14 protein-coding genes are annotated in these 13,041 nt (G+C 73.5%); 10 read left to right on the plus strand and 4 right to left on the minus strand.

The window, feature by feature from the left end:
- The first annotated feature begins 3 nt into the window (after nt 1-3).
- From E1284_RS15380 to E1284_RS15395, 6 genes are all read left to right on the plus strand, one after another.
- Nucleotides 4-1,101, plus strand: coding sequence for an LCP family protein (locus tag E1284_RS15380; RefSeq protein ID WP_131939758.1), 1,098 nt, complete (start codon nt 4-6; stop codon nt 1,099-1,101).
- Nucleotides 1,102-1,123: 22 nt separating this feature from the next.
- Nucleotides 1,124-1,417 carry a hypothetical protein gene (locus E1284_RS15385; protein ID WP_131939759.1) on the plus strand — a complete coding sequence of 98 codons (294 nt, stop codon included), beginning with the start codon at nt 1,124-1,126 and terminating at the stop codon, nt 1,415-1,417.
- A gap of 85 nt (nt 1,418-1,502) precedes the next feature.
- Nucleotides 1,503-1,661, plus strand: coding sequence for a hypothetical protein (locus tag E1284_RS41475; protein WP_165965279.1), 159 nt, complete (start codon nt 1,503-1,505; stop codon nt 1,659-1,661).
- Between the two features lie 170 nt (nt 1,662-1,831).
- Nucleotides 1,832-1,987 carry a hypothetical protein gene (locus tag E1284_RS41480; RefSeq protein ID WP_165965280.1) on the plus strand — a complete coding sequence of 52 codons (156 nt, stop codon included), beginning with the start codon at nt 1,832-1,834 and terminating at the stop codon, nt 1,985-1,987.
- Between the two features lie 44 nt (nt 1,988-2,031).
- Nucleotides 2,032-2,520, plus strand: coding sequence for a glutathione peroxidase (locus tag E1284_RS15390; protein WP_131939760.1), 489 nt, complete (start codon nt 2,032-2,034; stop codon nt 2,518-2,520).
- Between the two features lie 115 nt (nt 2,521-2,635).
- Complete coding sequence (locus E1284_RS15395) at nt 2,636-3,535, plus strand: oxidoreductase (protein ID WP_131939761.1); 900 nt, start codon at nt 2,636-2,638, stop codon at nt 3,533-3,535.
- Between the two features lie 145 nt (nt 3,536-3,680).
- Here the strand turns inward: E1284_RS15395 and E1284_RS15400 are convergent, their stop codons facing one another.
- The 4 genes from E1284_RS15400 to E1284_RS15415 form a co-directional block, all read right to left on the minus strand.
- Nucleotides 3,681-4,223: a methylated-DNA--[protein]-cysteine S-methyltransferase gene (locus tag E1284_RS15400; protein ID WP_131939762.1), complete on the minus strand. Its 543-nt coding sequence runs from the start codon at nt 4,221-4,223 to the stop codon at nt 3,681-3,683.
- Between the two features lie 73 nt (nt 4,224-4,296).
- Nucleotides 4,297-6,948 carry a DUF6493 family protein gene (locus E1284_RS15405; protein ID WP_131939763.1) on the minus strand — a complete coding sequence of 884 codons (2,652 nt, stop codon included), beginning with the start codon at nt 6,946-6,948 and terminating at the stop codon, nt 4,297-4,299.
- Entirely contained in the window at nt 6,945-8,324 is a 1,380-nt protein-coding gene (locus tag E1284_RS15410) for an SWIM zinc finger family protein (RefSeq protein ID WP_131939764.1), read from the minus strand. Before E1284_RS15410 ends, E1284_RS15405 begins: the two co-directional genes overlap by 4 nt.
- Before the next feature lie 52 nt (nt 8,325-8,376).
- Nucleotides 8,377-9,618, minus strand: coding sequence for a LeuA family protein (locus E1284_RS15415; protein WP_131939765.1), 1,242 nt, complete (start codon nt 9,616-9,618; stop codon nt 8,377-8,379).
- 69 nt (nt 9,619-9,687) lie between these two features.
- On the opposite strand from E1284_RS15415, the gene E1284_RS15420 reads away from it, so the two are divergent.
- From E1284_RS15420 to E1284_RS15435, 4 genes are all read left to right on the plus strand, one after another.
- On the plus strand, nt 9,688-10,911 hold the full coding sequence (locus tag E1284_RS15420; protein ID WP_131939766.1) for a citrate/2-methylcitrate synthase: 1,224 nt from the start codon (nt 9,688-9,690) through the stop codon (nt 10,909-10,911).
- Nucleotides 10,912-10,992: 81 nt separating this feature from the next.
- Nucleotides 10,993-11,349: a hypothetical protein gene (locus tag E1284_RS15425; RefSeq protein WP_131939767.1), complete on the plus strand. Its 357-nt coding sequence runs from the start codon at nt 10,993-10,995 to the stop codon at nt 11,347-11,349.
- A gap of 58 nt (nt 11,350-11,407) precedes the next feature.
- Nucleotides 11,408-11,755 carry a DUF3817 domain-containing protein gene (locus E1284_RS15430; protein ID WP_131939768.1) on the plus strand — a complete coding sequence of 116 codons (348 nt, stop codon included), beginning with the start codon at nt 11,408-11,410 and terminating at the stop codon, nt 11,753-11,755.
- Nucleotides 11,756-11,829: 74 nt separating this feature from the next.
- Nucleotides 11,830-12,753, plus strand: a complete 924-nt coding sequence (locus E1284_RS15435) for a bifunctional helix-turn-helix transcriptional regulator/GNAT family N-acetyltransferase (RefSeq protein WP_131939769.1) — start codon at nt 11,830-11,832, stop codon at nt 12,751-12,753.
- Nucleotides 12,754-13,041 lie beyond the last annotated feature (288 nt).

Below are 13,041 nucleotides of genomic sequence, written 5' to 3' on the forward strand. Positions count from 1 at the left end.
CGCATGAACGACGGCCGGGCGCACCAGCACGCCAGCTACGGACGGGATCCGTACGGCGACTCCTACGACGACCCGTACGCGGGCGACCAGCTCGCCGGGGCGCGCTTCGGCGAGGGCGGCCCGCGCGGCGGGGCGCCGGTCCGGCGCCGCCGGCGGCGCCGCTGGCCGCGGGTGCTCGGCGCGGTCTTCGTCGTGCTGCTGCTGGTCCTCGTGGGCGGCTACTTCTACCTGGACTCGCGGCTGAAGCGGGAGTCGGTCCTCGTCGACTATCCCGGCCGCGTCGCCGACACGCCCGGCACGAACTGGCTGATCGTCGGGTCCGACAGCCGCGAGGGACTGTCGAAGGCCGACCAGAAGCGGCTCGCCACCGGGTTCGCGAGCGGCCGCCGCACCGACTCGATGATGCTGCTGCACTACGGCCAGGGCGGGACGTCCCTGATCAGCCTGCCCCGCGACTCCTACCTCCCGATCCGGGGGCACGGGTCGAACAAGCTGAACGCGGCGTTCTCCTTCGGCGGCCCCAAGCTGCTCGTGGAGACCGTGGAGAAGACGACCGGCGTCCACATCGACCACTACGCAGAGATCGGCTTCGGCGGCTTCGTGGGGGTCGTGGACGCGGTCGGCGGCGTGGACATTTGCGTCAAGGAGAACATCAAGGACCCCAAGGCGGGGCTCAACCTCAAGGCGGGCTGCCAGACGCTGGACGGCGGCCAGGCGCTCGGCTACGTGCGGACCCGCGCGTTCGCCCGCGCCGACCTCGAACGCGTGGAGCACCAGCGCCAGTTCTTCGCCGCCCTGATGAAGAAGGCGACGAGCCCCGGCACGATGCTCAACCCGTTCCGCGGCGTGCCCCTGGCGATGAACGCCACCAGCAACTTCCTGGTGGACGAGAACGACCACCTGTACGACCTCGTCCGCATGATGTGGGAGATGAAGGGCGTGAGCGGCGACAACGGCGTGACGACGACCGTGCCGATCGGCGGCAGCGGCAGCTCGGCGGCGGCCGGGTCCTACATCACCTGGGACAAGGCGAAGGCGTCCAGGCTCTTCGACGCGCTCAAGCAGGACCAGCCGATCCCGCCGGACGCCATCACCAAGTGACGGGTCCGGTTACAGTCGGATCATGTCCGATGTGACGCCGGACGGCGTGAAGCTGGACGAGCTGCCCTCGACCGAACTGCACCGGCGGGCGATGGACCTCGCCAGGGAACGGCGGGACGTCGGCTTCCTGTGGGAGCTGCTGCGCGCCATCCCGGCCGCGGCGGCGGCCACTGGCGAGGTCGACCGCGCCGAGTTCGACCTCTTCCACGGCCTGTCGCTGCTGGAGGAGTTCACCCACGCGGGCGAGGGCGAGGTCGGCGACGCGCTCAGGCCGATGTACATCGAGTACCTCACCGAGCACGCCAAGCGGACCTGACGGTCTCTTTGCCCGGTCTTGCTCTCCGTCCGACCACCCTTGGGCACTACTCTGTGTAGGCAAGCGACCGCAGAGGGTGGTTTGAGTGAACAAGAAGCAGTTCAAGATCGCCGCCATCGCCTTCGTGGCGTGGTACGTCATCAGCAAGCCCGACGGGGCGGCGCATCTGGTCAACAACGCCCTGAGCGGGCTCGGCAACGCGGCGGAGTCGTTGTCGCAGTTCATGAGCGCCATCCCGAGCTGACGGGCGGCCGCCGGCCCCGTACCCCCCGCGGTACGGGGCTTCTACGCGCCCGGGGCACCAAGCGGTGGCGCCCGCGTCACAGTAAAATCCCGCTTTGCGGGCAGACGCCGCTGGGCACAATTGGATCGGGTCAACTGTGTCGCGCGCTACAACCAGGGACGGGCGTACGGATGAAAAAGAACATTCGCTATGTGGCGATCGCCTTCGTCATCTTCTACCTGCTGAGCTCACCGACGGATGCGGCCGGAGTGGTCAACAACGCCTTCGACCAGCTCGGCAACGCGGGCAACCAGCTCGCCGCCTTCGTGAACGCCTTGGGCAAGTGACCGGCCGGGGCCGATCGCGGGGGTGATCTCCTAGGATCGGCCTCATGTCTGTCTTCGACGTAGAGATCGAGGGTCTGCGGGGCGGCTCCGCGGACCTCGCGCAGTACCGGGGCAAGGCCGTGCTCGTCGTCAACGTCGCCTCCAAGTGCGGCCTCACCCCGCAGTACTCCGGCCTGGAGCGGCTGCAGGAGCGGTTCGCGGAGCGCGGCTTCACCGTCCTCGGCGTCCCCTGCAACCAGTTCATGGGCCAGGAGCCCGGCACCGCCGACGAGATCGCCGAGTTCTGCTCGGCGACGTACGGCGTCACGTTCCCGATGACGGAGAAGGTCGAGGTCAACGGGCCCGGCCGGCATCCGCTCTACCGGGACCTCGTCGGCGTCCCGGACGCCGAGGGCCATACCGGCGACATCCGGTGGAACTTCGAGAAGTTCCTGATCGCCCCGGACGGCGCGGTCGCGGCCCGGTTCGCGCCGCAGGCCGAACCGGAGTCCGCCGAGGTCGTCGGCGCCATCGAGAAGAACCTGCCCGCCTGACCGCGCGACCGCCCTCCGCTGCGGCGCGGGTGTGAATCGCGTCACAGCGGGGCGCGTTGCGCGCTATTCGATGGCCCGTCTAGCTTGTGAGGTCCGACCGGACGTGGAGGTGCCCATGCGGGGCTGGACGGCGAACGACATCCCGGACCTGTCCGGCCGGCGGGCGGTCGTCACCGGGGCCAACAGCGGCATCGGCTACCACACCGCCCTCCAACTGGCCCGGCACGGCGCGTCCGTCCTGCTGGCCTGCCGCAGCGCCGAACGCGGCCAGGCGGCCTTCGACCGGATGAGCGCCGCCGCGCCGGGCGCGGACATCGCGCTCGGCTCGCTGGACCTCGCCGACCTGGCGTCCGTCCGGGCGTTCGCGGCCCGGTACGGCGACGACCCGCTCGACATCCTGGTCAACAACGCGGGCGTCATGGCCATCCCGCACCGCTCCACCGCCGACGGCTTCGAGATGCAGTTCGGCACCAACCACCTCGGCCACTTCGCGCTCACCGGCCTGCTGCTGCCGGCGCTGCGCGCGGCGTCCGCCCGCGTCGTCACGGTGACGTCCGGCTTCGCGTGGACGGGCCGCTTCGACTTCGGCGACCTGCAGGGCGAGCGCCGCTACCGCAAGTGGGCCGCCTACAGCCAGGCCAAGCTCGCGAACCTGGTCTTCGCCAAGGAGTTGGACCGGCGTGTCCCCGAGCTGACCAGCGTCGCCGCCCACCCCGGCTACGCCGCGACGAACCTCCAGCAGACCGGCCCGAAGATGCAGGGCAACACGTTCATGGAGAAGGCCACCGGCATCGGCAACGCGGTGATCGCCCAGTCCGCCGCCGCGGGCGCGCTGCCGTCCCTGTACGCCGCCACCGCGGACGTCGAGGGCGGCGCCTGCTACGGCCCCCGCCTCCTCCAGTACCGCGGCGCCCCCGCCAAGGTGCCCGCGCCCCCGCAGGCGAACCGGCACGGCGAGCGCCTCTGGGACGTCTCCGAGACCCTCACGGGCGTCTCCTACGCGCTACCCGCCTAGCCCACGGACCGCCTGGGCCACCGTCGCGCCGACGGCGGCCTCGGCGTCGCCCGGCCTGCGCCGCGCGATCCCGGCGGTGCCGACCGGCCCCGAACAGGCTTCGGCACCCGCACATTCCGGAGTTGCCGACTACCGGTGGGTAGCTTCACGGGGCGCGGGTGATGTCCCAGTCGAGGGTGGCGGGCAGGGCGCCCTCCAGGGTGAGGAGCCAGCGTTTGATCTCGACGCCGGAGCCGCCGCTGTAGCCGCCCAGGCCGTTCGAGGCGACCACGCGATGGCACGGGACGATCAGCGGAATCGGGTTGCTTCCCATGATCTGGCCGATCACCTGGGCGTGCACGCCGGTGCCGCTGCGGTCGCCCAGCGCGCCGTAGGTGAGGACCTTCCCGTACGGGACGGACTCGTACAGCGTCGTGAGCACCTGCCGCTGGGCGTCGGACGTGAGGCGCCAGTCGATCGGGAGGTCGAAGTCCTTCAGGTCGCCCGCGAAGTAGTCGCGCAGGGCCGACAGCGCGGGGGCCAGGCGGCCCGGGGCCTCGACCACGGGCAGGCCGGCCGCCTTGGCGGTGCGGGCGCGGGCGGCGGGCGTGTCGCGGAAGTGCAGGGCGGCGACGCCCGTCTCCGTCTCGGCGACGAGCAGGCGGCCGAGCACGGTGTCGACCGTGCCGAACGCGAGTGTCTCGGTCATCGTGCGGCGCTCCTTCCGGTCTTCTCAGGGTCCCATGCGGGACCGACGTCTTCGTCAACACCGGCGGGCGCCGTCAGGTTGCGGTCAGGGTGCGGTGCAAACGCGCGGACTCCGCGACCAGGCGGCTGGTGCCGCCGCGCGCCGCCACGTCCGCGACCTCCGGGATGGCGCCCCTGGCGCCGGTCATCTCCGCGAGCCGGGTGGCCAGGGTGATCATGGCCGGGAGGCCGGCCCTGGCGCGTTGGCCCGGTGCGGGGAGCGCGTGCGGGAGGGCCGTGGCGAGGATCGTCCAGACGCCGGCGTGCGCGCCCGCGTCGGCGGCGGCCGTGAGGGCCTTGAGGGTACGGGGGAGCGGGATGCGGCCGAGCGCGGCGAGCCGGCCGAGCGCGGTGCCCGTCTCGGCCGCCGGGAGCGCGCCCCGGGCGGCGAGGACGAGGAGCGCCTCGACGGCCCTCGCCCGCTCGTCCTGGTCCTCGTTGGCCAGTGCGTGGGCGAGGAGCGTGCCGGTGGCGGCTCCGGCGGGCCCGTCGGCCTCGGCCAGGCCCAGCATGATGGCGCCCTGGTTCCAGCCGTACTGTTCCCAGCCGGCCAGGTACGGGACGAGATGGGCGGCGACGATGTCGCGGTGGGAGGGCAGGACGGCGGCCCAGTGGCCGGTGTGCGGGTCGAGCCTCCCCGTTCCGAAGACCCGCCGGTCCGGATCGGGGTGCGTGCACAGGCGGTCGATCTCGGAGTCGCCGGGCATGTCCACGATGGACAGGACCTGGGACGGAGGCCGGAACGTGCGCTCGCCGACAGTCGCGAGCGGGGTGTCGAGGACGGTGCAGGTGACGGCGGGGTCGGCGAGGCCGCCCGCGGCGAGCCAGGATGCGACCCTCCGGCCGGCCACGGAGGCCAGGCCCTTGGCGCGCACCACGGCCGCCGGGTCGATCTCGCGCGGGACGCGGAGCATCGCCTGCAGCAGGTCGGCCGGCCCCGGCGCGCAGCCCGCCGCCTCCAGGCGTTCGAGGCGGCCGACCAGGACGCCAGGGTCGATGTGGCCGCTCACCTCGGTCGGGGTCGCGAGCAGGAGCGGCACCGTACCGACGGCGGAGGCGATCTCGTGCAGCCGCCACTTGAGGAACCGTTTCAGCTGCGGATCGTTCAGCGTCCCGGCCGAGTGGGAGCGGCGCATGGCCAAGGCCGCGAAGACCTCGGTCAGGTTGTGCGGCCTGCCCGGGAGCAGCAGGTGCTGCACCGGGAACTGGATCCAGCTCTCCCGGACGTGGCTGCGCATGTACGGACGGCCGCCGGGTTCTGTGATCCACGGCGCCAGGTGCTCGGCGTGCTTGCGGAGCGCCTCGCGGGTGCCGTCGGGGTCGCGGTGGGCGAACTCGACGAGCGCGGCGAGGAAGCGTTCGGTCGCGGGCCACTCCTCGTCGGAGCGCAGCCGGACGGCGAAGTCGTCCGCCAGTTCGGCGAGCGAGCCGATGGGCGCCGGCGGTTCGCGCGGGACGAACGGCGGCGGGCCCGGGAGCGGCTCGGGCCCGGGGACGGCCGCGACCTCGCCGAAGCCCGCCGCGATCGCCTCGCGCAGGTCGGCGGGCAGGCCGCCGGCGGCGTCCCGGACCTCCTCCCGGACGGATTCGCTCGCGTGCGCCGCGTGCTTGACCGCGATCTTCACGGCGCGGTCCCGCAGGTCGACCGCGTCGGAGGTGAAGACGGCGGTGAGGGCGCGCACCGTGGCGCCGGCCCGGTCGCGTTTGCGGGCCGTCCGGTCCAGCCAGGTCAGCGCGGCCCGGACGAGCTTCTTCTCCGGGCGGAACAGCAGCGCGTCGGCGGCCTCCGCGAACAGGTCCGCGTCCAGGCGCTCCAGGTCGTCGGTGCGGCGGACCTGGCGCAGCGCGAGATCGGCCACGGTCGGCGGTGCGGTCGGCAGCAGGCGGACGTAGTCGCGGACGCGGGCCGCCACCTCGTCATCGGTGGGCTCAAGCGCGTCGTGGAGCTGGATGAACCAGCGCAGATTGTGCGTGGTGCCGCCGCGCAGGAACCGGCTCACGCAGCCGTCGAGGAGGGTCGCGCGCTCGATCCGCCCAGCGCGGGCCAGATCGGACAGTGAACCGGCCCAGGTGCTCTTACGCGTCCTGCCCCACTGCGTCCGTGTCGCGTCGTCGGCGAGGGCGGCTCCGACGCCGTCCACCTCGAACAGCTTGGGGAGGAGCGTGTCGAGGAACGGGTCCTCGGAGAGTTCGTCCGCCCCCTCCGGGCCGGACGCCCAGCCGACGACGAACCCGTCCGACACCGGGGGCGCGGCGCCGGCCGACTTGGCGAGCTCCGCCGCGAAATGCCAGCGCGTCCAGTCGATGTCGGTGGCCCGCACCCGGTCGGCGACGCGGTGGGCCACCTCGGCGCGCCACTCCGGCGAGCGGCCCGAGGTGACCTCGCGCAGCAGCCTGAGCTCGCTGTCGTTTGCGCCCCACCACCAGAGCCGCAGCTCGCCGCGGCACAGCCACGTCGCCGCGGCGGCGGGACCGCTGATCGCGCCCGCGCCGGCGATGAGCAGCGGGCGCACGGCCTGGTTGTCCAGGAATCCGTGCGGCGACGCGGCGCGCATCGCCTTCAGCAGCCCAGGGAGCCCGGCGGCGGCCGCGCGGTGTCCGGACTCGTCCAGCGCCATGACCTCGCGCCCGGTCAGCTCCGCGTCGCCGGACTCGATCGCCTTCTGGAGCGCCTCCGGCATGCTCATCGCGCGACCTCGGCGGCCTGGTCGGCGTCGCGGCGGACGATGCGGGCGGCGAGGACGTGCTTGCACGGCCCCCGCTCACCGCGGTGGTCGAACCACCACGGGCACGTGCAGGTGACGCGGTCGCCGTCGAAGCGGACCTCCCGCTCGCTCCCGTTGCTCCGCACGATCGCCCTGCCGCCGGACGTGAACCGCACGGCGCCGTCCTCGACGAGCGCGCGCGCCGAACGCAGCCGCGGGTTGAGCGCGGCCACGCGCGCCGGGTCGTACGGCAGTTCGCGGTGGAAGAAGGCGGCCTCGGCGGTGTCGAACCCGACGCGGCCGGACGTGCCGAGCTGGGTCAGCGCCGCCTTCGTCCGCGCCGGGTCGAGCCCGGACCGCTCGGCGAGCAGGTCAGGTTCGACGCGCGGTTCGAAGGACAGCAGCGCGCCCAGCAGGTCGGCGTCTCCGGCGGCCTGGTCGGTGGAGATGTCCTCCAGGACGGCGCCTTCACCGGAGAAGCCGCGCGAATGCTGAGGAGAAAGGGTGAGGACGTAGCGCATCCCCGGAAGCTCAAGCTCCCACACGCTCGACACTGGGCCGCTGCCGTTGAGGATGGCCGGCCCGTACACGCGCATGGCCTTCGCGAAGCGCAGCAGCGGCAGCATCGTGCGCAGGCGGTCGGGCCCGGCCAGGCACACCGCGCCCGGCACCGGACGGGACGACATCCGCAGCGTCCGCCCGGCGGGCACCGCCCACAGCGCCTCCCGCGCCCGCTTGGGCAGGGACCGCAGGAACCGCACCGCGTCCGGCCCCTTCAGCTCACCGCGCAGGTCGAACCCGGCCGTGATGACCTGGACCTCGGCGAACCCCCGGAGCCACCGGTCGGGCAGCGGCACCTTCTTCTCCACGACGGCGCCGTCCATCGTGGTCACGGCCAGTTCCTCGGCGCCGACCGCCAGATGCAGCGGATCGGACCCTCCCACGCGCGCGAGGGCCTCGCGCAGGGGGCCGTTGACGTCGACGTTCGTCGTGCCGCGCTCGTGGACCTCGCCGTCCAGCGCGGGCTCCAGCACGTCCAGCCTGGCGTACACGCCGCCGCACGCGGAGAACGACTCCATGCGGATCCGGTCGCCGTTGCAGGTGACGACCGGATCCCGGAAGGACGTCGGGCGCGGCTGGAAGTACCGGGTCTGGGCGACGTCGGCCAGGGCCAGCAGGCCCGCCGCGGCGGGCGCCGCCTGGGTGAGCACCCCGGAGAAGAAGTGCGGGTGGGCCTGGGGCCCGCTGCTCGTCGTCCCGCCGGAGGTGGACAGGCCCAGAAGCCCCGCGTCCAGCCCGGACGGCCGCGTGTAGGTGTACGACTGCGCGGCGCCGGCCGCCGCTGTGCTGCTCGCCATGCCCGAGAACGTAGGGCGCCCCTCGGACAAATCGCACGATCAAATCATGCGATCAGTCGGTCTGCCCTGGAAAGAGCAGGGAGAGCTCGCGCGGATAGGTGCCGATCACACGCAGTTCGTCGTCGGTCAGCGGCCGGCCCGTCTGGGCGTTGCAGAGCTGGACGAGCTTGAAGGCGAGATCCTCCTCCACTGGCTCGATGCCCAGTCCGTCCATGACGTGCCGGAAGCCGGCCTTGCCGCCGTACTCGCCGGTCAGGACGACGCGTCCGGGACGGGTGTGCCAGTCGTCCGGGAACGGGCCGAGGGTCTCCTCGTCGTACAGTTCGTAGTTGCCGTGGTCCTTGAGCGCGCCGTCCGCGTGGATGCCGGACTCGTGCGCGAACGCGTTCCGTCCCACGCCGACCTGGTTGTAGGGGAGCGGCTGGCCGAAGGCGTAGCTCGCCCACAGCGCGAACCGCCGCGCCCACGACAGGTCGATCGGGTCGCCGATCTCGATGCCGCGCTCCTCCATCCCGAACCCGTGCCGGAACGCGAGGATGGTCGACAGGAGGTCGGCGTTGCCGGAGCGCTCGCCGATGCCGTTCACGCAGGTGTTGATCCACGCGTCCTGGCCCGCCTCCAGGTCGCCGAGGGCGCCGCTGATGGAGTTGGCCACGGCCAGGCCGAGGTCGTTGTGGCAGTGGGTCTCGACGGGCATTCCCACGGCGGACGCCAGCTCGGCGAAGCGCTCCTTGATGCGGTCAGGGGTGTCGCCCCCGATCGTGTCGCAGTACCGGACGCGGTCGGCGCCGGCCTCATTCGCGGCCAGGGCGAACTCCTTGAGGAAGCCGGCGTCGGTGCGGGAGCCGTCCTCGGCGTTGACCCCGACGGTCCGCGCCCCGCCCGCCTTGGCGGCGCGGACGGCCCCGGCCATCTCGCGGACGATCGCCTCCCGGTCCAGCCGGCCCCGGAACTTGTTGGCGATCATGTAGTCGGACGTCGAGATCGACAGGTTGTAGTGGGCGAGGCCCGCGCCGCCCGCCCGCACCCGGACGGCCTTCTCGACGTCCTGCGCGACGCCCCGGCACCAGCCGGAGAGCCGCAGGCCGCCGAACGCGCCCGCCTCCGCCAGCGCGAGCTGCGCCCGCACGTAGGGGACCTCGTGGAACAGGAACGGGAAGCCGATCTCCGACTGCGCCGCGCCGAGCCGTCCCAGGTAGAAGTTGACCATCGTCTTGCCGAACTTGGACAGCCCGGTCCGGGCCGTCTGGACGCCGTCGCGGTTGGTGACGTCCAGGAAGTGAATCTGGGGCATGCCCTCAGATTGACACTGTCGTCTACATGTATCAATATTGACGATAATCAATGTACAAGGGTGGGGAACGTGGACGACGAGCAGGTCGGCGGGTGGATCGACGCGAAGGCGGCCGCCGAGCGGCTCGGTGTGAAGCCCGCCACGCTGTACGCGTACGTGAGCCGCGGCGTGCTGCGCCGCCGGCACGCCGCGGACGGCCGCCGCAGCCTGTTCGACGCCGCGCAGGTGGAGGAGCTGGCCCGGCGCGGGAAGCCGCGCCGCCCGCCCGGCCCGGGGGAGCTCGCGATCGAGTCGGCGATCACCGCGCTCGGTGCCGACCGCCCCTACTACCGGGGCCGCGACGTCCTGGCCATGGCGGAGTCCCGGACCTTCGAGGACGTCGCCGCCTGGCTCTGGACGGGCGACGATGAGGCCGGCGGCGAGCCCTGGCGGCCCCACGAGGACGGCGTCGCGGCGGCCGTCGCCGCCCAGTCGGGCCTGCCCGCCGGCCTGCTCCCGCTCGACCGGCTCCAGCTGATCGTCGCGGCGCTCGCCGCCACCGACCCGCTGCGCCACCACCTCGGCCCCGAGGGCGTCGTCGCGACCGGCCGGGCACTGGTCTCCGGCCTCGTCGAGGCGCTGCCGCCCGCCGCCGGACGGCCGCCGGGCGCGGGCGGCGTCGCCGAGCGGCTCTGGAGCCGGCTGTGCCCGCGCCCGCCCGGGCCGGGCGGCGGCCCGCTGCGCGCGTTCGAGGCCGCCATGATCCTGCTCGCCGACCACGAACTGGCCGCGTCCACGGTCGCCGCGCGGGTCGCCGCGTCCGTACGCGCCGATCCGTACGCGGTCGTCGCGTCCGGGCTCGGCGTGCTGGGCGGCCCGCTGCACGGCGGCGCGTCCTACGGCGCGGAACGGCTGCTCGCCGAGGTCGCGCGCCCGGCGGAGGCGGCCCGGGTGCTGGGGGAGCGGCTGCGCGGCGGGGAGCGCGTCCCCGGGTTCGGGCACGGCGTCTACACCTCGGGGGACGCCCGCTTCACCCTGCTGATGGGCCTCGTCCGCGCCGCGGCGCCCGGGCACGAGCGGCTCGCCGCCGCCGACGCCGTGCTGGCCGAGGCGGAGCGGCGCCGCCTGCCCGCGCCGAACGTCGACTTCGCGCTGGCGGCGCTGGGCGCGGTCGCCGGCCTCGTGCCGGGGGCCGGGGAGGCGCTGTTCGCCGTCGCGCGCACCGCCGGCTGGCTCGCGCACGCGCTGGAGGAGTACGGCGGGCGCCGCCCGCTGCGTCCCCGCGCCGTCTACGTGGGCCCGCCGCCCGCCTGAACCGCACCGCCCGAGCCTGCACGTCTCAGGTACCGCGGGGCCGGGGCCGGGCCTCGCGGAACCGGGGGTAGGCTCGGTGACGTGCGACGGTTCCTCACTCCGGGATGGCTCGGGCTGCACGCGCTCGCGATCGTGCTGTGCGGCGCGTTCCTCGGGTTCGGCTGGTGGCAGTTCGACCGCGCCCAGTCCGGCAACGACCGCAGCTGGGCCTACACGTTCGAATGGCCCCTGTTCGCGATCTTCGTGATCGTGATGTGGGTCAAGATGATCCGGGACGAGCGGGACGGTGTGACCCCCGCGCCGACGGTGATCGAAGAGCCCGCCGAAGCCGCCGTCAAGCGGGAGCTGATCAAGCAGCACGAGGAAGAGGACCCCGCCCTCGCGGCCTACAACCGCTACCTCGCCCGGCTCAACTCCGAGGGCCGCGGCGGCCGCTGACCCCTCGTGCGGGCCCCGCCCCGGGGCGCCCGGCCCGCCGAACGAAAGGTGTGTTCCCGTGGAAGGCGCGGTCACCAGGTACCGGATCCTGGCGCTGATCGTCGGCACGCTCCTGCTGCTGCTGACGGTCGGGATGGTCCTCAAGTACGGTCCGACCGACTCGCCGGAGATGGTGGGCATCGTGTCGCCCGTCCACGGCTTCTTCTACATGGTCTATGTGGCGCTGGCGTTCGACCTGTGGCGGCGCACCGGCTGGCCGCTCGGCAAGATGGTGCTGATCGTCCTCGGCGGCGTCGTGCCGCTGATGACCTTCTTCGTCGAGCACAAGATCGTCCGGGAGGCGCGCGCGCTGCCCGCCGCCGAGCCCGAGGCCGACGCCGAGACCGAGGCGCAGCCGAGCGCCTGATCCGCTCCAGGGGCTGGTGCCGGGCCCTCCCGTCGCCTAACGTTTGACTCAGTCAAACGTTAGGAGGCCGCGACATGGAGGTGACCGCCGAGGACATCGGCACGGTCCGCGCGTTCAACCGCTTCTACACCGGAGTCATCGGGGTGCTCGGCGAGGGGCTCGTCCGCTCGCCCTACTCGCTGACCGAGGCGCGGGTGATCTTCGAGCTGGCCCAGCGGGGCGACGCCGAGGTCCTCGCGCTGCGCCGCGCGCTCGACCTCGACGCCGGGTACCTCAGCCGGATGCTGGCCCGCTTCGAGGCCGACGGGCTGCTCGTGCGCGAGCGCGCCGCAGGCGATGCCCGCCGCCAGATCGCCCGGCTCACCCCGCGCGGCCGCGAGGTGTTCGCCATGCTGGACGAGCGGACCGCCGCCGAGATCCGCGAGCTGCTGGAGGGTCTGCCGCCCGCCGAGCGCGGCCGGCTGCTCGCCGCGATGCGCACCGTCCACGGCATCCTCGGGGACCGCCCGCGCCCGGACGGCGTCGTCCTGCGCCCGCTGCGCCCCGGCGACCTCGGCTGGGTGGTCGAGCGCAACGGCGCACTCTACGACGCCGAGTGCGGGTGGGACCGCACCTACGAGGCGCTCGTCGCCACGGTCGTCGCCGACTACGTGCGCGACCACGACCCGGAGCGCGAGAACGCGTGGATCGCCGAGTCCGGCGGCGTCCGCGTGGGCGCGGTGTTCTGCGTCGAGCGCGCGGAGGACGTCGCGCAGCTGCGGCTGCTGCACGTCGAGCCGGACGCCCGCGGCCTGGGGGTCGGCGCCGCGCTCGTCGACGCGTGCGTCCGCTTCGCCGCCGAGGCCGGCTACGCCGAGATCATGCTGTGGACGACGGCGCTGCAGCGCCCGGCGCACCGCCTCTATCAGCGGGCCGGGTTCGTCCTGGAGGACGAGGAGCCGCCCGTGGAGCGCTTCGGCGACGTCGTCCACGGGCAGGTCTGGCGGAAGAAGCTGTGAGCCGAGCCCGTGGAGGCGCGATGCCTCCACGGGCCCGGATCCGCAGCGATCCCTAACTGCGTCGGCGGCCGGGACGGGGGTCGGACGGAGTTCCGGCCGCCTGTGCACTACCGGCGTACCGCCGGTTCTGCTGGGGGCTGATTCCCACCTCCCTTCCCGCTCTGTGGCCGGGCGGGGGCGTGACGGCCCGACCGGCCTCGGGGGAGGGCGCCGTGCGGCGCCCGGACGTCTCGGACCGGGCCGGCGGCGCGCTGGGACGGGGCGGCCGGCCCGGCCGCCCCGTCCCAG

This window comes from Actinomadura bangladeshensis (genome assembly GCF_004348335.1).
Taxonomy (GTDB): Bacteria; Actinomycetota; Actinomycetes; order Streptosporangiales; family Streptosporangiaceae; genus Spirillospora; species Spirillospora bangladeshensis.

Excerpts from the sequence above, each read along its gene's own strand:
- E1284_RS15380 (WP_131939758.1), top strand. The coding sequence starts at position 4 with ATGAACGACGGCCGGGCGCACCAGCACGCCAGCTACGGACGGGATCCG.
- E1284_RS15395 (WP_131939761.1), top strand. The coding sequence starts at position 2,636 with ATGCGGGGCTGGACGGCGAACGACATCCCGGACCTGTCCGGCCGGCGG.
- E1284_RS15390 (WP_131939760.1), top strand. The coding sequence starts at position 2,032 with ATGTCTGTCTTCGACGTAGAGATCGAGGGTCTGCGGGGCGGCTCCGCG.
- E1284_RS15410 (WP_131939764.1), bottom strand. The coding sequence starts at position 8,324 with ATGGCGAGCAGCACAGCGGCGGCCGGCGCCGCGCAGTCGTACACCTAC.
- E1284_RS15415 (WP_131939765.1), bottom strand. The coding sequence starts at position 9,618 with ATGCCCCAGATTCACTTCCTGGACGTCACCAACCGCGACGGCGTCCAG.
- E1284_RS15385 (WP_131939759.1), top strand. The coding sequence starts at position 1,124 with ATGTCCGATGTGACGCCGGACGGCGTGAAGCTGGACGAGCTGCCCTCG.
- E1284_RS15405 (WP_131939763.1), bottom strand. The coding sequence starts at position 6,948 with ATGAGCATGCCGGAGGCGCTCCAGAAGGCGATCGAGTCCGGCGACGCG.
- E1284_RS15435 (WP_131939769.1), top strand. The coding sequence starts at position 11,830 with ATGGAGGTGACCGCCGAGGACATCGGCACGGTCCGCGCGTTCAACCGC.
- E1284_RS15400 (WP_131939762.1), bottom strand. The coding sequence starts at position 4,223 with ATGACCGAGACACTCGCGTTCGGCACGGTCGACACCGTGCTCGGCCGC.
- E1284_RS41480 (WP_165965280.1), top strand. The coding sequence starts at position 1,832 with ATGAAAAAGAACATTCGCTATGTGGCGATCGCCTTCGTCATCTTCTAC.